Genomic DNA, 18296 nt, shown 5'->3' on the forward strand with positions numbered 1-18296 from the left:
CTCCCCTGCTCACGACGACCTCCGGCGTGAGGACGGCAGCAGCAACATCCCCATCACCAGCAACGCCAGCCCCGGCAGGGCGAACGTCTGGAAGCGCTCGTCGTAGCGGACGGTGACGCGGCTCTCCAGCTCGCTCTTCTGCATCTTCTCGATGCGATCCAGCACCTGCGCCATCGCCACGCCGCGAGGCTGGTAATAGAACTCGCCGCCCGTGCCCTCCGCGATGCTGGTGAGGCCCCCGCGGTCCATGCGGGTAATCACCGTCTCCCCGCTCGAGTCCTTCTTGTAGTCCACGAACTCGCCACGGCGGTTGTAGACGGGGATGGGCTCGCCCTGCTCGGAGCCCACGCCCACGGTGAGCACCTGGATGTTGGCCTCCTTGAGCGCGGCCACGGCCTCCTTCACCTCGCCCACCAGGTCCTCGCCGTCCGACAGCAGCACCACCACCTTCTCCTTGGCGCCCCGGTCCGCGTTCTCCAGCAGCTGCTTGCACAGCATCAGCGCGTCGCCGATGTTGCTGCCCCCCTGGGGCATCTGCTCCGGCTCCACCGCGCGCAGGAAGAGCTTCACCGCCGAGTAGTCCGAGGTGAGGGGCGACTGGATGAAGGCATCGCCCGCGAAGGCCACCAGGCCCACCCGGTCTCCCTTCAGCTCGTCCAGCAGCGTGGTGAGCTCCAGCTTGGCGCGCTCCAGGCGGCTGGGCTGCACGTCGCGCGCGAGCATGGACTTGGAGGCGTCCAGCGCCACCACCACGTCGATGCCGCGCCGCTTCGTCAGCTCGCTCTTGGTGCCGCACTGGGGCTGGGCCAGCGCCAGCCCGAAGAGGAGCAGCCCCAGACCGTAGAAGCCGCCCTGCACCGCCGGGCGCCAGCGCGAGGTGCCAGGGGCCAGCTTGTCCACGAGCCGCTCATTCAGCAGCGCGCGCACGCGGCCGCGGCGGCGCAGCGCGGACACGAGGGCCAGGGTGCCCACCAGGGCCCCCACCGCGCACAGGCCGAGGAAGGCGGGCTTCGCGAGCCCCACCTGGTAGCCGAGGATGGAGAAGCGCCAGGGGTCCGTCAGCATCACGGGAACACCCTCAGGATGGTGGCGCGCAGGAAGAGCTCCAGCGCGGCGAGTCCGAAGGCCAGCAGCAGGTACGGGTGGTAGTCCTCGCGGTAGTTGGCCGTGGCCCCACCCTCCATCAGCTTGGAGCGCTCCAACGAGTCCAGCACCTTCTGGAGGCCCTGCTTGAGGCCCTCCGGATCCGTGGCGCGGTAGTACTCGCCGCCGGTGGAGTCGGCGATGTCCTGCAGCAGCTCGGGGTTGATGGGAATCTCCGTCTCGCGCCAGACGGTGTTGCCGAACAGGTCCGTGCCCTGCGGGAAGGGCACCTTACCGCCCTTGCCCACGAGGATGCTGTAGATGGGGATGTTCAGCGACTTCGCCATGTGCGCCGCGTCCAGCGGAGAAATCTTGCCGGAGTTGTTGTCGCCGTCGGTGATGAGCACCACCACGCGGCTCTTGGCCTCGGAGTCCCGGAGGCGGTTGAGCGCGGTGGCGAGCGCGTCACCGATGGCGGTGCCGTCCTCGAGCACGCGGGTGCGCAGCTGCCGCAGCACCTCCTTGAGCACGCCGTAGTCGAGCGTCAGGGGCGCCTGCGTGTAGGCGGCGCCGGCGAACACCACCAGGCCGATGCGGTCGTTGACGCGGTTGGAGATGAACTCGGCGAGCACCTCCTTGGCCACGTGGAGGCGGTTCTGCGGACGGAAGTCGCCGGCCTCCATGGAGGTGGACAGGTCGAGCGCGACGACGATGTCGATGCCCTCGACGCTCAAGTCCCGCACGCGCGCGTCGCGGGACTGGGGCCGGGCGAGCGCGACGATGGCGGCGGCCACCGCGAAGGCGCGCATGAAGGGCAGCATCGGCAGCATGTACGTGCGCAGGCCGCGGCCCTGGCGGGCGAGCACGTGCGCCGCGGAGAAGCGCAGCGCGGCACGGGAGCGCCGCTCACGCCAGGCCCATGCCAGCAGGACCGGCACGAGCAGCAATCCCCACAGGTACTCGGGGCTATGGAACGCGAGGTCCGGAAGCATGGGACACGGAGGGGGCGGCCCCGGGGGGCGGTGGAGGGGGCCAGGTCTTGTCCAGCAACTCGTAGCCGAAGGCCAACGCCGCGCCGCAGGACTCCGGCGAGGACTCGGCGCGGGCGTACTTCACCATGTCGGATTCGGAGACGAAGCGCAGCAGTCCATCCTCGGGCAAGCCGGGGGTGTGCATGCGCCGCAGCTTCGCCATCAGCTCCGAGCTGGTGCACTCGAGGGCGTCGAAGCCGTAGCGCTCGCCGAGATAGCCACGGACGATCTCCGACAGCCGGAAGTAGAAGTCCTTCACCCGGCCCTGGGCGTGCAGGTTCTCGGCCTTGAGTGCCTCGAGCGCCCGGCGGGTGCGTACGTCCAGGGGCGCGGGCGGCTCCACGGCCACCTGGGGACGGTTGCGGTACTTCTGGAAGAGCCGGTACGCCACCCATCCGAGCACGGCGGCGGCCAGCACCCCCAGCAGCGCCCAGAGGAGCATCCAGGAGCGGATGGCCACCTCGGTGGGCGGCTGGATGTCCTTGAGGTCGGCGCCCTTGGACTCGGCGTCCTCGGGCAGGGTGGAGCCCACCTCGAGGGTGCGGCCCGGGGCCACGAAGCGCTTGGGGCCGTCCGGCGTGGACACGAGGAAGGGCACGTCCGGCAGCGTCACCATGCCCAGGTTGAAGGCGGACAGCTTCAACCGGAACAGGGTGACGGCGGGCTCCTTGCCGGGCTGCGGAGGCGTGCGCGCCTGGGACAGCAGCTCGAAGTCCCCCAGGTCCGGCGGCAGCTCCAGCTCGTAGCGCTGGTTGGCCGGGTGGGTGATGACGAGCTCGTAGGTGAAGGGCTCGCCGAGCAGCACCCGCTCGGGCTGCACGCTGGCCTGGAAGCCCGAGGGCTCCACCTCCGGCAGCTTCGCGGCGGCCTGGGCCGGAGCGGGAGCGGCCGGGGCCTGGGCCTGGGCCGGCGAGACGAAGAGAACCGCGGAGAGCGCCAGCCACCTCATGCCGCCATCCTCCGGGACCGGGCGCGGAAGAAGCGCACCAGGGCCATGCCATGGTCATCGCCCGTGCTGAGCTCCACGTGGTCCAGCTCGAACTTCTTGAACAGCTTGCGCCGCTCCTCGCGCTGCGCCTGCATGGCGCGGGCGAAGCGGCCCCGGACGAGCGGGTCGCTCGTGTCCACCACGAAGCGCTCGCCCGTCTCGGGGTCCTCCATCTCCACCAGGCCCAGCCGGGGGAACTCCTGCTCCAGCGGATCCGCGATGACCACGGGCACCAGGTCGTGCTTGCGGCCCACCAGGCGCAGCGGCTGCTCGTAGCCCTGGGTGAGGAAGTCCGAGATGAGGAACGTCACCGTCTTCCGGCGCGCCACGCGGTTCAGGTAGGTGAGCCCGGCGGCGAGGTCCGTCCCCTTGCCCTTGGGCTGGAAGGTGAGGATGTCGCTCACCAGCCGCATCACGTGCGTGCGGCCCTTGCGCGGCGGCACCACCTTCTCCACCCGGTCCGAGAAGAGGATGAGCCCCACCCGATCGTTGTTGGCGATGGCGCTGAAGGCGATCTGCGCGGCCACCTCGGCGGCGACCTCGGACTTGGAGCGCTCGCGAGAGCCGAACTCCTTGGAGGCGGACACGTCCACCAGGAGCATCACCGTGAGCTCGCGCTCCTCGGTGAAGACCTTGACGTAGGCCTCGTTCATACGGGCGGTGACGTTCCAGTCGATGATGCGGATTTCATCACCGGGCTGGTACTGCCGCACCTCGGAGAAGGCCATGCCCCGGCCCTTGAAGACCGAGTGGTACTGGCCCGCGAGCATGTCCGACACCACCTTGCGGGTGCGGATCTCCAGCTTGCGGATGCGGCGGATGATGTCCTTGGCGAGCACGGCGCGCTCCCTCGGCCTCTCTCCTGCGACGGGTTAAGGGACTTCGACGCGGTCGAAGACGCGCTGGATGAGCTTCTCGGTGGTGAGCTCCTCGGCCTCGGCCTCGTAGGTGAGGGCGATGCGGTGGCGGAGCACATCGAAGGCCACGGCCTTGACGTCCTCGGGGGTGACGAAGCCCCGGTGGCGCAGGAAGGCGTGGGCCCGGGCCGCCTGGCTCAGCGCGATGGTGGCGCGAGGGCTCGCGCCGAACTGGATGTAGTCCGCCTGGTCCTTGAGGCCGTAGCGCCCCGGCTCGCGCGTGGCGAAGACCACGTTGAGGATGTAGTCCTTCACCTTCTCGTCCATGTAGATCTGATGGACGAGCTCGCGGGCGCGCACGAGCTGCTCCAGCCCGATGACCTTCTGGGCCTGCGGGGCCTTGCCGCCGCCCATGCGGTCCATGATGACCTTCTCCTCCTCGCGCGTGGGGTAGCCGACCCGCACCTTGAGCATGAAGCGGTCCACCTGGGCCTCGGGCAGGGGGTAGGTGCCCTCCTGCTCGATGGGGTTCTGGGTGGCCAGCACGAGGAAGGGCGAGGGCAGCGGGAAGGACTGGTCGCCGATGGTGACCTGGCGCTCGGCCATGGCCTCCAGGAGGGCGGACTGCACCTTGGCCGGGGCGCGGTTGATTTCGTCCGCGAGCACGATGTTGGCGAAGATGGGGCCCTTGCGGACGGAGAAGTTGCCCGCCTGCTGGTTGTAGATGGTGGTGCCCACCACGTCGGCCGGCAGCAGGTCCGGGGTGAACTGGATGCGCATGAAAGACGCGCTGAGCGTGTCGGCGATGGTCCGCACGGTGAGCGTCTTGGCGAGGCCGGGGACGCCCTCGAGGAGGACGTGGCCGTTGCACAGGAGCCCGATGAGGATGCGCTCCAGCATGTAGCGCTGGCCGACGATGACCTTGCCGGCCTCCTGGTTGAGGAGCTCGACGAAGCTGCTCTCCTGTTGGACGCGCTCGGTAAGTGCTCGGATGTCCGTGTTCATATGTGCCGTCTCTACCGTCCCTGAGGAGGCGGGCAGCCTAGGGGGGATGGGGTACGCCGCTCAACAGCGCATCTCGCCGGACATTCCAGTAATTTCGGGGCTCCATGGCCCCGGAAAGCCTCGGGAAGGACCGGCGGGAACACCCCAAACCACATCGCGGCGCCGGACGCCAACCTTCTGCCGTGGAGGAGCCCCGCCTCCGGGCAGACGGTGGCCTGGTCGCCCCCCGTGGGCCGGGTCCAGTGGAGGCGGAACTGCTGGGGGAGCTGGGCCCGAGGTGGGAGTCCCGGATGTACCCGCTCCAGGGGGGCGGGACCCTGCGGGTCCTCGAGGGGGGTGAGGGCCCTCCGGTGGTGCTGCTCCACGGCCGGGGGAACGCGGCGAGCATGTGGTTCCCCCTGCTCCCGGAACTGGCCCGGAAGCACCGGGTGCTGGCGGTGGACCTGCCGGGATTTGGGAGCTCCTCGGTGCCCCAGGGGCCGCTGCGGACGGACGAGGACGGGCTGCGCTACTTCGTCGAGCCGGTGGAGGAGGTGCTGTCCACGCTGGCTCCAGGGCCGATGACGCTGGTGGGGCACTCGCTGGGCGGGTTGGTGTCGCTGGAACTGGCGCTGAGGGGCCGCGTGCCGGTGGAGCGGCTGGTCCTGGTGGACGCGATGGGGCTGGGCCCGGAGATGGGGCTGGACGCGCGCCTCTTCTTCCGCGTGGGCCCGGAGCGGGTGGCGCGAGTGCTGGGACCGAAGCTCTTCGGGCGCATCGCGCCGCTGCCGGACAGTCCGGTGAACCGGCGACTGATGGCGCTGGCCCATGAGCTGCTGACGGTGCCTGGAGGCAGACCCGAGGCCACGCGCGCCTTCAACTCACTGGTGCCACTCACGGGAGACGTGTTCCACCGCTTCGCGCGGTTGGGCGAGGTGAAGCAGCCCACGCTGCTCTTCTGGGGCGAGCACGACACGGTGCTGCCCGTGTCACTCGCCGAGGCCGCGCTGAAGCTCATGCCGGGTGCGAGGCTCGTGCGGGTGCCGGCCGGGCACAGTCCGCACCTGGAGCAAACGGACGGTTCTTTCTCTGCGGACTGGTTCCGCTGAGTGGGTCAAAGGCTCACCAGGTTCGACGCCGTTCCGGAGAGGCTCTCGTCTGAATCAGTAGACGATGAAATCGCATTTCTCGATGGCGGCTTTGAACGCCTCTTCCGAGATGCCCAACCGCCTGGCCTCTGCGGGCGCGTAGTAGCTCAAGGCCATCGTGGAGCGCGGGTGCTTGATACGTTTCTCCGGACTCTGATCCAACAGGGATGCCAGCGACCTGCCAAACCGGTCCGGCCACTTGAGGTTGCGGAGCTCGTCGGCTCGACGGACAGGGTCCAGGAGGGTGAAGCAGGGCCACTTGGGAAACCGGAGGGTGCGGGGGTCATCCCCGTGAAAGCGGCACTCGTCCAGGCGGGCCTCGGTGAAGTCGCAGTCCTCGATGGCGCCCATCTGGTACTCCGGTTCCTTCCCGTACTCTGGCCAGTGCCCGAAGTCGCACCCCGACAGGCGCCCCTTGAACCGACAGCCCTTCAGCGAGGCTCTTATCCACTGTTGATGGTTCTTCAATTCCTGCTTCACCTCGAAGGTGCAGTCGATGAACCGGACGTCACGGATGAACAGGTTGCTGGCGGCCACCTTCAGCACAAGGGTGCAGTTCTTCAGCGTCAGCTCGCGGCCCAGGAAGTAGATGGCGCCCTTGTACGTCAATTCCAGCCGCTCGTCCTTGAGCTGCTTGTTCTCGTAGAAGACTTTTCTGGCAATCATCCGCAGTTTCTCTAGAAGGTGAGCATCCGGAAGAACTCGCCCGCCATACGCCAGCCATGCCGCGCCAATCTCAATGCCGTTCCCGAAAGTATCGCGGCTGCATCAATAGACGATGAAATCGAATTGCTCGATGACGGCTCTTATCTCTTCCGGGGTGGTCTCAAACTGCCTGGCAATAGTAGGAGCATATTCAGTCAAGGATCTGGTGGCGAATGGACGCTTGTGGAGGTTCTCCACGACCACACGGCCGAACCGGCCCGGCCACTTGACCCTGCTCAGCTCAGAGGCTCGTCCAACAGGCTCCAGAATGGTGAAGCAGGGCCACTTGGGAAAGCGCATCGTGGCAGGGTCGGAGCCCATGATGCGGCAGCCGTCCAGGCGGGCTTCTGAGAAGTCGCAGTCCTCGATGGCTCCCATCTGGTACTCCGGTCCATCCCCATACTCTGGCCAGTGCCCGAAGTCACACCCTGACAGCCGCCCCTTGAACCGGCAGCCCTTCAGGGACGCACCTATCCACTGTTGATGGTTCTTCAACTCCTGCTTCACTTCGAAGGTGCAGTCGATGAACCGGGCTTGATTGATGATCAGGCGACTGGCGGGAACTTTCAGGACGACGGTGCAGTGGCGCAGCGTCAGGTTGGTGCTGAGATAGTAGAGCGAGTTCTTGTCAGTCAGCTCCAACCGCTCGTTTTCGATCTCCTGATTCTTGTAGATGACGTTCTCAAGCCACGCCATGTCAGTCCCCTTCAGAAAGTGAGCATCCGGAAGAACTCGCCCGCCATACGCCGGCCATGCCGCGCCAGATTCGACGCCGTCCCGGAGAGAATCTCGTACTGGCGATTGTTTTTCGGGTCAATCACGTCGACACCCTCGTGGCGGAATCGAAGGATCCCCTCGAACTGCTTTTTCACCTGAGCATGCACGAAGCGGCCCCGGGCCTCGCGCTCCAGCAGGTGCGCCAGCCAATACTCGCCCTTCTCGAGGGCGTCGTCGATGGCCTTGGCTTCCTTATCCGAGAGCCTGTGTCGCCCCCAGAGTTGGGCCGCCTCGGTCACCGCCATCTGGAGCATGTCACCCACCTCGTCCTCGGCCGGGATGTCGTGGATGGACTTGCCCGGAGGCAGGTGCCACCTCTGCCCATCGGGCAGAATCACCTGCTGGTTGCCTCCCCGGTGACGGATGGCGACGGTGCCCGAGGCGCCACCTCCAGAGGACGCCCCGCCGCCCCGCCCCTTCTTGAGCATCACCACCGCCAGAGGGCCGTGCGAGGTGGCCGCCACCGTCTCCACCGCCGCCACCGCCCGCGCCAGCGCGCCCTCCTGGGCCGCCAGGGTTTCCACCCGCTCCAGCACCGCCGCCCCCCCCTGCGCCTGCCATCGCGCATTGGCCACGCCATAGCCCGGCAGCGCGCGCACCCGCACCGCCACGTCCCCCAGCGTGCGCCCCGTCAACGCCCCCACCGCCAGAATCATCGCCCGCGCCGCGTCCGTGCCCAGCACCCGGGCGAAGCCCTCGCCCGCCTCGCGCAGCTCGCCGAAGGTGGTGGCCTCGTGCGCCCGGGTCGCCATGGCCGCCCAGCCGTCCATCAGCCCCCACAGGGTGTCCACCCCCAGCCAAGCCACCAGCGCGACCGACAGCCCGGCGGCCACCAGCTTGGTCGTCGGCTCGGGCACCAGCCAGAGCGCCAGGTACGCCCCGAGCGTCCACATGCACGAGGCCACCAGCACCTGCGGGTCCAACTCCCGTCCCAGCGCCTGCTTCGTCTCCTCCAGCACCGAGCCAAAGGACAGGGCGAGCGCCAGCGTCCGCCGGTCGTCCGCCTTGAGGTAGGGCGCGTCGTCCAGCAGGCGCAGGCAGTCGCCGCCTCCCTGGCCACGGGCGCACCACGCCAGGTAGTGGCGGCGCACGGCCTCGTTCGCCTCGGTCGTCAGGCCGCCCTCCTCGTCCATGGGCACCAGCGACAGCACGCTGCCCTTGTACACCTCGGCCACCCACGTCCCACTCCTCTGCTCCCATTCCGGGTGCTGCTCCACCTGTCCCTTCAGCCACTCGCGCGCGGCCTCCCGGGGGCTCTTGCCGTCAAGCTGTGTCCTCCGGGCGTTGTCCCGCACCGCGCGCAGGAAGTCTTCCCGGCTCACCAGCACGGCTCGGCTGGCGCCCGAGCCCGGCTCCAGCACCACCACCTCGTACTGCACCCCTCCCTCCTGGCCCACACCCGCCTGCGCGAAGGACTCCTGCTTGGGTGCCGCTGGGGGCGAGAGCGACAAGGGGCGCCTGCTCCCCATCAGCATGCCGCCCGGCGGGTGTCCCGTGGCACATGCCGCGAGGAGCAAAAGGACGGGCAGCATCCAGCAACGATGCGGCAGCAGGCCCACCTGGTGGGGACTCTTCCGACGGGCAAACATGCCGCACCTCTTCCGCCAACCGCTGGGGGCTGGCGCGGGTTGTTTCCCGGAGTACACGGAAGCCCGGATGCGGTCGTCAAGCCAATGGGTAGGGAGAGGAGTGGAGGACATAAAGGTGGACTTCAGCGGGGATGGGCTTGAGCTGGTTCACGTAGAGGGTGGCTGGACGTACCTCCCACTCAGGACGTCAGTGCGTCCGAGCTGGTCGGGCTGCTGGTGGACGCCGAGTGGATGCAGCGGGAGAACCGCGAGCTGTCCCTGCGGTTGAAGAACGCGAAGCTGCGGTAGCCGGCGTGCGTGGAGGACATCGACCTCAAATCACTCCCAGCAACCTGCAAACGGAGCACTGTTACCGCACACGCTTGTTGATGGAGATTTAGCCCGGCTGGTTGATGGGCATCGATGAAGATGAGCGGGCCTGGAGCAGGCCCGGTGATGGAGCCCTCATCATCCATGCGAGCGGGGAGGGCACGGCCGATGAGGGTCCATGGCTGGGGGTCCAACTGGTGCGCTGCTGCTGGCGTTGGACTCGCATCAGATTGGGACTGACGGCGTCGACGTGCCGTTGAGGCCGAGGGTCCCGGCCGGTGCCGTCAGCGGCTCCCGCCAGCCAGGGGGCGGGCAGCAGCCATGGCCCGCGGAGCACGAGTCGGACTCCATGCCGTGAGGGTCGACTGCATGTGCTGCCTCCGGTGAGGCCCTGTCGGCTCCGGGGCCGACAGGGCCTGGGCGCAGGACATACCTTGAGCGTGCCCGGCCCAGAGCGGAGCGGGAAGGGGACTTGTCGGGTGGGTGAAGCTGTCGGGCCCTGGGCTCGAGGTCTGTCCCTCACCCGCCGAGAAGTGGGTTCGCGCCGTGAACCACCACGGCGGTTTTGGCACCTGGGCGTTCATGGTCTGCAAGGAGCCCAACCGGCTTGGCGAGATGCTCGACGCGTTCAAGGTGGACATGGCCGCGTAGAGAAGAAGTCACAAGGCCAGGCGCACTTCATCGAGGCAGGCCACTGGCCGCTGCCGGGTCGAACCTCAACGCGCGACCGCGTCTCCGTGCTCATGTTTGGAGCTCCATACTGAGGCCGACATCTTAGCTTGGCCGCGGCAATCTGTCTTGTTAGGTTACCTCGCGCCATGCGGAACCTCCTACTTTTCCGGTCTGCCTTGCTTCTTGTCCTCGTGGCCACTGAGGCCATGGCCAAGGAACACGAACCTGTTGAGCGGAGCATCTACCTCTCTGACCACCCAAGGAGCGAAGCGCCCAACGTGTACGTCGCTGGTCGCATCGCGACCATCCTCCGCTTCGAGCAGCCCTGTGACCCGGAGCGGACGAAGATGCTGGGCTGGGAAGGTCGCTTCGAGCCCTTGCTGGTTGGAGGGAAATCCGTGGTCCTGGTGCCACTCCTGGATCTTCAGCCTGAAGACCGCCTGCTGCTGCTGGTAACGCTCTCGGACGGAACGGAGCTACCCTTCACCGTGACCTCACGGAAGCAGCTCGTCACCGACCGGGACGGAGATCAACAGATCAACGTGTTCCGCGACCGCAAGGCACCGGATGCGGTGCTCGCGTCCCTCTATGACTCCCTCGGAAGGGAACGGGAACTCAGGGAAGAAGTCGAACGCTACCGGAAAGAGGACTCCGTAGACCACGCGCTCGCCGCGCTTTTATTGAAGGGCGCTGTAGGGATGACACCTTTCCTTCCCAGGCGCTCCTGGGTGCTCAAAGGTGATGGGGTGGACATGGAACTCCAAACCTTTCGAAGCAAGCACAAGGCCGCGGTCGTGTTCCGCATCACGAACAAGAATCCAGACGAATCCTGGAAGTTTCGGGAGGCCCGCCTCGTGAATCCGCACACGGGACAGTCGCGGCCGTTCGCGCTCCGCCTGGAGCGGGACTCGATATCCCCAGGAGCTTCGGGTGGTATCGCGGTCGTCGCCGACAAGAGTGCATTCACCTCGGAGGAAGTGACCGACCAACTCGTCCTCCAACTCTTCCAGTCTGACGGGCTGCAGCAGGCTTACGTGGTCCTGGAACGGCCGATCGGGCGTTAGTAGATCCAGTCGCCATGATCATGAATCGAGCGTTCGTCCTCTGCTCCGCCATCCTGCTCGGCACCTGCTGGGGCTGCGCGACTTCCGGCGGCGTGGCCTTGCGACCGGACGGGACCCCAGGACCACAGGAATGCCCAGCGAAGGCGCTGGAGGCAATGCGCATTCTGCGCTTGCACGTGGGCGATGGAGCCATGGTGGATCTCGACGTGAACCAGGCCGACGTCAGCCCCATCAGGCTGTACGACGGACCCCTTGAGAGCATGCTGAACGATGACCTCGGGCCGCTCGAATCGCCCACCCGGCTTTACGGGCAGGTCTGGACGGGGGGGCCGCAGGTCGTCATCCGCTATTACGAGGCCCACCCTCCGAATGGTGACAAGATCCCCATCTGCGCGGTGGCCCGGCTCGCGAAAGGCCAGCTCAAAAAGCTGCCCGGGTCCGTGCCGGGCATGGCCATCGTCGAGTTCTCGGTCGCGGGGGTCTACGTCGTCGACTCGTTCCGCTAGCGGGTGACAGACACCCTCTCCACACCCCAGGACATGAGGGCAACTGTCCTGGGAGGACAGCATAAAGAGTTCTACTCAAGAGGTCATGCGGTGATAGGGTCGTGCCGGACAAAACATGGAGCCCCTTCATGCAGATCACGACCTGGTTCATCGCGAAAAAAGAAGAGGTGGAGGCGCTCGAGTCGATCGTCACGACCGAGGAGCACTCCCCGGAGGACTGGACGCACCTCGAGATCCCGCTCATCGAGATGGAGCTGATGGCCCTGTCCGCCGCGCTCCGGGGAACGGAAGACATCACCGGCGAGCGCACCCTGGAGGATCCGCTCATCTTCCGGGAGGAAGACGGGTTGATCATCGCGCGCGTGGTGGAGCCCTTCATCCAGATGCTGGCGCGTGTGAAGGACGCGGACGTGCCCGGCCTCACCCAGGCCTGGGCGGAACGGATCGACCAGGAGAACCACGCGCCGGAGGAACTGCGCGAATTCCTCTCGGAGATGGTGAAGTTCGCCCGGCAGGCGGTGGCGCGTCGCAGCCCGGTGCTGTCGCTCGCGACATTCTGATGTGGGTTTGAGAGGGTGTCAGTCAGGAGCCCGCGCCTGTAACGTCCATGAGAACCTTGTCCCCTTCACCCGGAGGCACTCATGACCCGCGGACCCAAGACACCCGAGCAGGACCGTTCCGAGGGAACCACCCGCCCCCGGGGTTATGAGCAGGTGGACAAGCTCTCCGTCCCCCTCCCCCACGGCACCGAAGTCACGACCCGCGTGGAGCGTGTGGCCGGTGACCGGCACATCCCCCAGGGCGTCGTGGGCCGCGTGGTGCGCGCCCGTGGCGGCGGCTTCGACGTCCAGGTCGTCGGCGTCGGCGAGCTCTGGTACGCCCGCGATGAGCTGGTGCCTCGCAAGCCGGGTCAGCTCCAGTTCGCCCTCCGGCGCGCCGCCACCTGGGATGCCCTCCGTCCGTGCGTCGTCGTGGAGACCGTGGTCGGCTCTCAGGCCTGGGGCCTCGCCAACGAGTCCTCCGACGTCGACCTGCGCGGCGTCTTCGGCCTCCCCCTCCCCTGGCACTTCGGCCTCGCCGACAAGCCGCGGGATCTCGTCAGCGCCGACGGCAGTCACACCTACTGGGAGCTCTCCAAGGCCGTGGAGCAGGCCCTGCGCGCCGACCCCAACACCCTCGAGATGCTCTTCGTCCCCAGCGCCCGCGCCTCGGACCCGCTCGGCGAGTGGCTCCTCGCCGAGCGCGATGCCTTCGTCTCCAAGGCCATCTTCGGCAGCTTCGGCCGGTACGCCATGAGCCAGCTCGACAAGCTCACGCGCAGCCAGCGCCTCGCCGAGCACCGCGACCTGGTCCTCGAATGGTTGTGCGAGGAGCCCGCGCCAGGTCTCGACGAGGTGGCCCGAAGGCTCGCCGCCATCTCCCCGCGCTCCGCCCCCACTCCCGAGGACGGGCTGCTCGCGGCCAAGACGTACCTCAAGCAGCTCTACCGCTCGCTCTCGGACCAGGGCCTCATCGAGGCCAACGACTTCGCCGCCCTCACCCGCTACGCGCGCAGTGGTGGCGGCCGTCCCCCGAGCGCTCGCGAGCTGCGCCCGAAGAACGCCTACAACCTGCTGCGCCTGGTGGTGCTCGCCACCGGGTGGTTGCGCGACGGTGTCCCCACCTTCGAGGTCTCCGGACACCACAAGGCTCGCATGCTCGACATCAAGGCCGGGCACGTCCCGCTGGAGGAGGTGCTGCGCGACGCCGAGGCCCTCGCACCCGAGCTGGAAGAGGCCCACCGCACCAGCCGGCTGCCGCAGTTCCCTGATTACGGACGCGCGGACAGGCTGCTGAGGCGCGTGGGCGAGGAGCTCGCGCGCCGGTGGGTCATGCGCGAGCCCGGGCCTCTCGGCCGCGACGCTCCCGCGCCGCCGGCCGTCGAATGGACGGAGGAGCAGTCATGACGGACCACCTGATGACGGAGCACCAACTGCGCGTGGCCAACCGCGTGCTCGACGAAGAGGCCACCCGCCGATGGCACCTCGTCGTGTCCCTCTCGGGCGCGCACGCGTATGGCTTTCCCTCTCCCGATAGCGATCTGGACCTCAAGTGCGTCCATGTCGCCTCCACCTCGGAGCTGCTCCGGTTGGACCCGCGTGGCCCCACACCCGCCGAGCGTCTGGAGGTGCTGGACGGCGTCGAGGTGGACTACTCGTCCAACGAGCTCGGCCCCGTGCTGCAAGGCGTGCTTCAGGGCAATGGGAATTACATCGAGCGGCTGCTCGGGGCTCATGTCCTGCGCGGCTCGCCCGAGCTGGAGGCCCTGCGTCCCCTCGTGCGGCAGGTACTGTCGCGCCGCCTCCACCGCCACTACCGCGGCTTCGCCACCAGCCAGCTGCGCGAGTGGGAGAAGACGGGCTTCCTCTCCACCAAGAAGCTCCTCTATGTGCTGCGCACCACGCTCACGGGTACTCATGCGCTGCTGACTCGTGAGGTGGAGACGGACCTCACTGCGTTGATGGACCGGTATGGCTTTGGTCAAGCGGGCGAACTCGTCGCGTGGAAGCGGCGTGGCGAACGCAGTGAGTTGCCCGACGCGCTCTCCGAGCACTGGCGCGGTCAGGTGGGCCGCGCCTTCGAACGCCTCGATGCCGCGTGTGCGAGCTCCGTGCTCCCGGAGGAGCCCGAGGGTACCGCGGACCTGGAAGCGTGGTTGCTCGAGGTCCGTCGCTCCCGGTTCTGAGATAGACGGGTGGGAGGACGGGGTTGGATACCCTCACCCCGTCCCTCTCCCAGAGGGAGAGGGGAAGTGGGTGCGCGGATCTACGGGCCCTGGGTGTCGGCTACGTCCAGGTGCTCTCGCAACGCCTTCGTGAAGGCCTCCGGACGGTCCAGGTTCGAGAAGTGTGAGGCTCCCGGCAGGTCCACCAGTCTCGCCGAGGGCAGCGCCTTCTGGATGCCCGTGAGCAGCGGGCGCGTCGGCGTCAGCCGGTCCTTCTCTCCCCCTACCAGCAGCACGGGGACCCGAATGCTCGGGACAACCGGGCGCAGATCCACCTTCATCATCTCGCGCCAGCAGGCCAGGTACGCCTCCCGCTCCTTCCGGCTCTCCACCGACACCGCCCGCTCGATGATGTCCTGCCGCGTCTCCGGCGCGAACAGACCCGGCATGTTCATCCGCGAGAACTCGGCCAGCGTCATCTTCCCGAGCATCTCCTCGACCCATTGGCTGCGCGCCGCTCCCTCGGGCTGGAAGGTCCACGTGTTGGCCAGCGTCAACGAGCGCACCCGCTCCGGGTAGCGTCGGTACAGCTCGAGCGCCACCACTCCCCCCATGGAGTGGCCCACCAGGTGCGCGTCCTCGTGGCCCGTCGCGACAATGGCGCGCATCGCGTCCTCGGCGAAACCCGCCATCGAGACTCGCGAGGCGCTCCGCACCAGATCGATCGGCAGTGGTGAGCAGGTTCCCCGGAGCGCTTCCACCTGCGGCTCCCAGAACGTCGAGTCACCACCGACAGCGGGAAGGAAGAGCACCAACGACGGACGTCTCTTGCTCATGAGAACCTCCATGTTCACCAAGTGTGAACACAGACATTCAACCGCTGGAAATGGCTCTCATGCAACCGGCCGCGAGGATCGGATTTTCAGGTAGTGTTCACGCCGCGCTGGACTGAATTTTTCAATGGCATAGCGCAGCATCGTCCTCGGCATCTCCCACGCATGTCGGTCGAGGAAGGTTTCCTCCACTGTCCGGTCCCTGTTGCCTACCTCGCGCAGCATCCAGCCCACCGCCTTGTGCATCAGGTCGTGCGGGTCGTGCAGCAGCATGCCGGCCAGCTTCAGCGTGTCCGTGAAGTCCCCCGCGCGGATGAACGCCAGCGTCGACATGATGGCGATTCGCCGCTCCCACAACACCCGTGAGCGCGCCCAGTCGTAGAGCAGCGGTTTCAGCTCGGGATGCTCGAGCAGGTACGCGCCGATGAGCGGGGGCGCCACCGTGTCCACCAGGTCCCAGTTGTTCAGCCTGGACAGGTGCTCCCGGCAGAATTCGAAGAGGCGCCCGCGTCCGGCCTCGTCCGCCCTCCCGAACCGCGCCACGAGGATGATGAAGCCGGTGAACCGGTGCTCGTGCACCTCGCTCCTCAACAGTTGACCCACCTGCTCCAGGGACAGGTCCTTGTGGCGGCGAGCGATGCGCCGCTGCTCCGGCACCGTCACTCCGAGGAACACGTCCCCTTCCCCGTACTCCCCAGGGCCCGTCTTGAAGAACCTCGGAAGGAAGGCCGCCTTCTCCGGATCTGCCGCCCGCGCCAGCTCGTCGAGGAGGGTTTCCAGGGACATGTCCGTCACGCGGGCCGGAGGACGAAAATGCTGTCGAGACGGATCTCCCCTCGCTTCCGCGGTGCCTCCACCTGGTAGTCGAAGTCGAAGACCTCCAGCACCTGGAGCCCCGCCCGCCGGAAGAGGCGCCGCGCCTGCGCCAGGTCATACGTGCGGAAGTACCAGTGCGTCTCGATGAGCAGGTCCTTCCCCGGCCCGGTGATCCGCAGCCGGTTGCGCATGGCCGAGCGTCTCAGGCGCCGGTCCGGCAGGCCCTCGTGCGTGTTGCACACCACCGTGTCCTTCCCCAGCTTCTCCACCCAGCGCTCGTGCTCCGCCTTCCTCCGTCCGTAGTCCGTGAGGTGGAAGCCGAGCACGTACAGGCCCTCGGGATGCAACAGCCGCCGCGTCCCCTCCAGGTGCTCCAGCGCCGCCTTCTCGCTGTCGAGGTAACGGAACGTGGACACCAGGTTGAACGCCAGGTCCACCCTCCCCTCCAGCTCCGGCCGGAAGAAGCTCTCCATGCGTGACGGGTAGAGCCGCACCCTCCGGCGCTCGGCCGGCGTCAGCCGCTGGCGCGCGTGCTCCAGCATCTTCTCGGAGATGTCGTAGCCCACCACCTGAAGGCCCCGGCGCGCCGCCTCCGCCACCAGCCGGCCCGCTCCGCACGCCGGCTCGAGCAGCCTCTTGCCTCCCGTCCCGTAGCGCCGGTTCACCTCCAGCAGGAAGTCCAGCTCCCGCTCGGTGTCCGTACCGAAGATGGCCTCGTAATACTCGGGGTGGTCGTACCAGTCGGAGCGTCGTTCCATGGGGCCGGGGTGCCGCGCTCTCGCGGCGGCGCGCATCCTCGGCCCTGCCCGCCGAAAATCAAGCCGGGGACGCTACCGCTCTTCCCGATCCAACAGCTTCCCGGCGAGCCGGATGAGGTCCGTCTCCGTGAGGATGCCCACCAGCCGGTCTCCATCCTCCACCACCGGCACGCACCCGAACTTGTGGTCCAGCATCTTGTGGATGGCCTCGCGCACCGAGCTCCGCGGCTTCAGCGTCTCCACCGAGCGCGTCATGATGTCCCGCACCTGCTGGGGCGGCGTTCCCGGTGCCCGCTCATGCCGGGCCAGCGCGCGAATCAAATCCCGGTGGCTCACCAGCCCCACGAGCCTCCCGTCCTTCACCACCGGAAGGTGACGGATGTCGTACTCGGCCAGCAGGTCATCCCCCCGGACGACGTCGTCGTCCTCCTTCAGGGTGACCAGATCCCGCGTCATCAGTTCCTCGACGGTCAGCATGGTGTCCTCCCAGTGGCGCCCTCGAACAGGGTGGACCTTCGCGGCGCCCCATGCACCCGCGGGGCATCCGAGCCGGCCAGCGCTGCTCGTTCCGGCCGCTCATACCATGGCCGTCCGCCCGGCAGGACCTCCGGCGTGCGCTCAGTGTCCGGGTAATTCCGTCACCTGTGCCAACGCCAACATCAGCAGCAGGCCCGCCGCCAGCGCCACCAGGTTGCGCCCCCGGTTGTCCTTCCCGTGCCGGTTCACGTACGGCAGCAGGTCCGACACCGACACGTACAGGAAGCTGCCCGCCGAGAACGCCAGCGCCCTCGGCGCCAACGCCTCGAAGCGCAGCACCGCGTCGAAGGCGATGTACAGCACCGCCCCCACCGGCACCATCAGCCCGTACACCACCGACAGGCCCAGGATGCTCCGCGTGCTCTTCCCCTCCGCCTTGAGGATGGACGCCAGCGACAGCGACGAGGGCACCTTGTGCGACGTGATGGCCAGCAACGCCATCAGCCCCACCCCCTCCTTCACCGCCGAGCCCAGCGCGATTCCGTCGAACAGCGTGTGCGCCGACAGCCCCAGGAACGCCGTCAGCCCCAGCGTCCTCCCGTGCAAGTGCTCCGCGCACCCCGGCGGCTCCTCGCACGCGTGCGTCAACACGTACCGCTCCAGCACCAGCAGGAAGACGAACCCCGCCGGCACCAGCGCGAACGCCCAGAAGCCTCCCCCGTGGTACGCCTCCGGCAGCATGTGGAAGAACGCCGCCCCGAACATCACCCCCGCCGCGAACGCCAGGAACGTCACCAGCTTCGTCGGCGCCCGCGTGAGCACCACCACCAGCGCTCCCACGACCGCGCCCAGCAGGATGACCAGTGAATAGGAGGAGAGGGCTACCGCGAAAGGCATGGGGGGCCCGACACCTAGCACAGAATCTCTTCGGGTGTAGGGGACCGGGTCTTCTCGGACCGCGAAGACCCTCACCCCAGCCCTCTCCCAGAGGGAGA

At 67.7% G+C, this 18296-nt stretch carries 21 protein-coding genes; 7 read left to right on the plus strand and 14 right to left on the minus strand.

What is annotated here, in order from left to right; translation table 11 throughout:
• Window positions 1-9: 9 nt before the first annotated feature.
• Genes NR810_RS41465 through NR810_RS41485 form a run of 5 tightly spaced genes read right to left on the minus strand, consistent with a single transcriptional unit; the run spans window position 10 to window position 4964 of the window.
• Window positions 10-1065 carry a VWA domain-containing protein gene (locus tag NR810_RS41465; protein ID WP_306818955.1) on the minus strand — a complete coding sequence of 352 codons (1056 nt, stop codon included), beginning with the start codon at window positions 1063-1065 and terminating at the stop codon, window positions 10-12.
• Window positions 1065-2075 (minus strand): vWA domain-containing protein, encoded by a 1011-nt coding sequence (locus NR810_RS41470; protein WP_257460776.1) that lies wholly within the window; start codon window positions 2073-2075, stop codon window positions 1065-1067. The genes NR810_RS41465 and NR810_RS41470 overlap by 1 nt, the downstream gene beginning before the upstream one ends.
• Entirely contained in the window at window positions 2050-3063 is a 1014-nt protein-coding gene (locus tag NR810_RS41475) for a hypothetical protein (RefSeq protein ID WP_257460778.1), read from the minus strand. The genes NR810_RS41470 and NR810_RS41475 overlap by 26 nt, the downstream gene beginning before the upstream one ends.
• Window positions 3060-3941, minus strand: a complete 882-nt coding sequence (locus NR810_RS41480) for a DUF58 domain-containing protein (RefSeq protein WP_257460780.1) — start codon at window positions 3939-3941, stop codon at window positions 3060-3062. The genes NR810_RS41475 and NR810_RS41480 overlap by 4 nt, the downstream gene beginning before the upstream one ends.
• A 33-nt stretch (window positions 3942-3974) precedes the next feature.
• Window positions 3975-4964 carry an AAA family ATPase gene (locus NR810_RS41485; protein ID WP_257460782.1) on the minus strand — a complete coding sequence of 330 codons (990 nt, stop codon included), beginning with the start codon at window positions 4962-4964 and terminating at the stop codon, window positions 3975-3977.
• A 290-nt stretch (window positions 4965-5254) separates the two neighbouring features.
• Here NR810_RS41485 and NR810_RS41490 point away from each other — a divergent pair, with 290 nt between their 5' ends.
• A complete protein-coding gene (locus NR810_RS41490; RefSeq protein WP_257460784.1) occupies window positions 5255-6052 on the plus strand; it encodes an alpha/beta fold hydrolase in 798 nt (265 codons plus the stop codon).
• A 54-nt stretch (window positions 6053-6106) separates the two neighbouring features.
• Here NR810_RS41490 and NR810_RS41495 read toward each other — a convergent pair whose 3' ends face one another.
• The 4 genes from NR810_RS41495 to NR810_RS41510 all read right to left on the minus strand — a co-directional run bounded on the left by NR810_RS41495 (window position 6107) and on the right by NR810_RS41510 (window position 9470).
• Entirely contained in the window at window positions 6107-6757 is a 651-nt protein-coding gene (locus NR810_RS41495) for a hypothetical protein (protein WP_257460786.1), read from the minus strand.
• A 102-nt stretch (window positions 6758-6859) separates the two neighbouring features.
• The gene (locus NR810_RS41500) at window positions 6860-7492 is read right to left on the minus strand and encodes a hypothetical protein (protein ID WP_257460788.1); all 633 of its coding nucleotides are present in this window, start codon (window positions 7490-7492) and stop codon (window positions 6860-6862) included.
• Between the two features lie 11 nt (window positions 7493-7503).
• Window positions 7504-9162: a SitA5 family polymorphic toxin gene (gene sitA5 / locus NR810_RS41505; protein ID WP_257460790.1), complete on the minus strand. Its 1659-nt coding sequence runs from the start codon at window positions 9160-9162 to the stop codon at window positions 7504-7506.
• A 179-nt stretch (window positions 9163-9341) separates the two neighbouring features.
• Window positions 9342-9470, minus strand: a complete 129-nt coding sequence (locus NR810_RS41510; protein ID WP_257460793.1) for a hypothetical protein — start codon at window positions 9468-9470, stop codon at window positions 9342-9344.
• Window positions 9471-9954: 484 nt separating this feature from the next.
• Here NR810_RS41510 and NR810_RS41515 point away from each other — a divergent pair, with 484 nt between their 5' ends.
• The 6 genes from NR810_RS41515 (at window position 9955) to NR810_RS41540 (ending at window position 14438) form a co-directional block, all read left to right on the plus strand.
• On the plus strand, window positions 9955-10122 hold the full coding sequence (locus NR810_RS41515) for a hypothetical protein (RefSeq protein ID WP_257460795.1): 168 nt from the start codon (window positions 9955-9957) through the stop codon (window positions 10120-10122).
• 167 nt (window positions 10123-10289) lie between these two features.
• Window positions 10290-11207, plus strand: coding sequence for a DUF2381 family protein (locus tag NR810_RS41520; RefSeq protein ID WP_257460797.1), 918 nt, complete (start codon window positions 10290-10292; stop codon window positions 11205-11207).
• A gap of 14 nt (window positions 11208-11221) precedes the next feature.
• Window positions 11222-11713: a serine/threonine protein kinase gene (locus NR810_RS41525; RefSeq protein ID WP_257460799.1), complete on the plus strand. Its 492-nt coding sequence runs from the start codon at window positions 11222-11224 to the stop codon at window positions 11711-11713.
• A 128-nt stretch (window positions 11714-11841) separates the two neighbouring features.
• Complete coding sequence (locus tag NR810_RS41530) at window positions 11842-12273, plus strand: hypothetical protein (protein ID WP_257460801.1); 432 nt, start codon at window positions 11842-11844, stop codon at window positions 12271-12273.
• Between the two features lie 81 nt (window positions 12274-12354).
• Complete coding sequence (locus tag NR810_RS41535; RefSeq protein ID WP_257460804.1) at window positions 12355-13659, plus strand: nucleotidyltransferase domain-containing protein; 1305 nt, start codon at window positions 12355-12357, stop codon at window positions 13657-13659.
• A complete protein-coding gene (locus NR810_RS41540; protein ID WP_257460806.1) occupies window positions 13656-14438 on the plus strand; it encodes a nucleotidyltransferase domain-containing protein in 783 nt (260 codons plus the stop codon). Before NR810_RS41535 ends, NR810_RS41540 begins: the two co-directional genes overlap by 4 nt.
• 80 nt (window positions 14439-14518) lie before the next feature.
• Here the strand turns inward: NR810_RS41540 and NR810_RS41545 are convergent, their stop codons facing one another.
• The 5 genes from NR810_RS41545 to NR810_RS41565 form a co-directional block, all read right to left on the minus strand.
• Complete coding sequence (locus NR810_RS41545) at window positions 14519-15253, minus strand: alpha/beta fold hydrolase (RefSeq protein ID WP_257460807.1); 735 nt, start codon at window positions 15251-15253, stop codon at window positions 14519-14521.
• A 57-nt stretch (window positions 15254-15310) separates the two neighbouring features.
• Complete coding sequence (locus NR810_RS41550) at window positions 15311-16036, minus strand: DNA alkylation repair protein (protein ID WP_257460808.1); 726 nt, start codon at window positions 16034-16036, stop codon at window positions 15311-15313.
• A gap of 5 nt (window positions 16037-16041) precedes the next feature.
• Complete coding sequence (locus NR810_RS41555; protein ID WP_257460809.1) at window positions 16042-16824, minus strand: class I SAM-dependent methyltransferase; 783 nt, start codon at window positions 16822-16824, stop codon at window positions 16042-16044.
• A gap of 72 nt (window positions 16825-16896) precedes the next feature.
• On the minus strand, window positions 16897-17301 hold the full coding sequence (locus tag NR810_RS41560; protein WP_257460810.1) for a CBS domain-containing protein: 405 nt from the start codon (window positions 17299-17301) through the stop codon (window positions 16897-16899).
• Window positions 17302-17442: 141 nt separating this feature from the next.
• Window positions 17443-18198, minus strand: coding sequence for a ZIP family metal transporter (locus tag NR810_RS41565; protein ID WP_257460812.1), 756 nt, complete (start codon window positions 18196-18198; stop codon window positions 17443-17445).
• Between the last annotated feature and the right edge of the window lie 98 nt (window positions 18199-18296).

This window comes from Archangium lipolyticum, assembly GCF_024623785.1.
Lineage (GTDB): Bacteria > Myxococcota > Myxococcia > Myxococcales > Myxococcaceae > Archangium > Archangium lipolyticum.

Bases quoted from the DNA above. Each gene is read 5' to 3' on its own strand.
- NR810_RS41485 (WP_257460782.1), bottom strand. From the start codon at position 4,964: ATGAACACGGACATCCGAGCACTTACCGAGCGCGTCCAACAGGAGAGC.
- NR810_RS41530 (WP_257460801.1), top strand. From the start codon at position 11,842: ATGCAGATCACGACCTGGTTCATCGCGAAAAAAGAAGAGGTGGAGGCG.
- NR810_RS41465 (WP_306818955.1), bottom strand. From the start codon at position 1,065: ATGCTGACGGACCCCTGGCGCTTCTCCATCCTCGGCTACCAGGTGGGG.
- NR810_RS41540 (WP_257460806.1), top strand. From the start codon at position 13,656: ATGACGGACCACCTGATGACGGAGCACCAACTGCGCGTGGCCAACCGC.
- NR810_RS41510 (WP_257460793.1), bottom strand. From the start codon at position 9,470: ATGTCCTCCACGCACGCCGGCTACCGCAGCTTCGCGTTCTTCAACCGC.
- NR810_RS41535 (WP_257460804.1), top strand. From the start codon at position 12,355: ATGACCCGCGGACCCAAGACACCCGAGCAGGACCGTTCCGAGGGAACC.
- NR810_RS41475 (WP_257460778.1), bottom strand. From the start codon at position 3,063: ATGAGGTGGCTGGCGCTCTCCGCGGTTCTCTTCGTCTCGCCGGCCCAG.
- sitA5 (WP_257460790.1), bottom strand. From the start codon at position 9,162: ATGTTTGCCCGTCGGAAGAGTCCCCACCAGGTGGGCCTGCTGCCGCAT.
- NR810_RS41495 (WP_257460786.1), bottom strand. From the start codon at position 6,757: ATGATTGCCAGAAAAGTCTTCTACGAGAACAAGCAGCTCAAGGACGAG.
- NR810_RS41470 (WP_257460776.1), bottom strand. From the start codon at position 2,075: ATGCTTCCGGACCTCGCGTTCCATAGCCCCGAGTACCTGTGGGGATTG.
- NR810_RS41560 (WP_257460810.1), bottom strand. From the start codon at position 17,301: ATGCTGACCGTCGAGGAACTGATGACGCGGGATCTGGTCACCCTGAAG.
- NR810_RS41565 (WP_257460812.1), bottom strand. From the start codon at position 18,198: ATGCCTTTCGCGGTAGCCCTCTCCTCCTATTCACTGGTCATCCTGCTG.
- NR810_RS41555 (WP_257460809.1), bottom strand. From the start codon at position 16,824: ATGGAACGACGCTCCGACTGGTACGACCACCCCGAGTATTACGAGGCC.
- NR810_RS41520 (WP_257460797.1), top strand. From the start codon at position 10,290: ATGCGGAACCTCCTACTTTTCCGGTCTGCCTTGCTTCTTGTCCTCGTG.
- NR810_RS41490 (WP_257460784.1), top strand. From the start codon at position 5,255: ATGTACCCGCTCCAGGGGGGCGGGACCCTGCGGGTCCTCGAGGGGGGT.
- NR810_RS41500 (WP_257460788.1), bottom strand. From the start codon at position 7,492: ATGGCGTGGCTTGAGAACGTCATCTACAAGAATCAGGAGATCGAAAAC.
- NR810_RS41545 (WP_257460807.1), bottom strand. From the start codon at position 15,253: ATGAGCAAGAGACGTCCGTCGTTGGTGCTCTTCCTTCCCGCTGTCGGT.
- NR810_RS41525 (WP_257460799.1), top strand. From the start codon at position 11,222: ATGATCATGAATCGAGCGTTCGTCCTCTGCTCCGCCATCCTGCTCGGC.
- NR810_RS41550 (WP_257460808.1), bottom strand. From the start codon at position 16,036: ATGTCCCTGGAAACCCTCCTCGACGAGCTGGCGCGGGCGGCAGATCCG.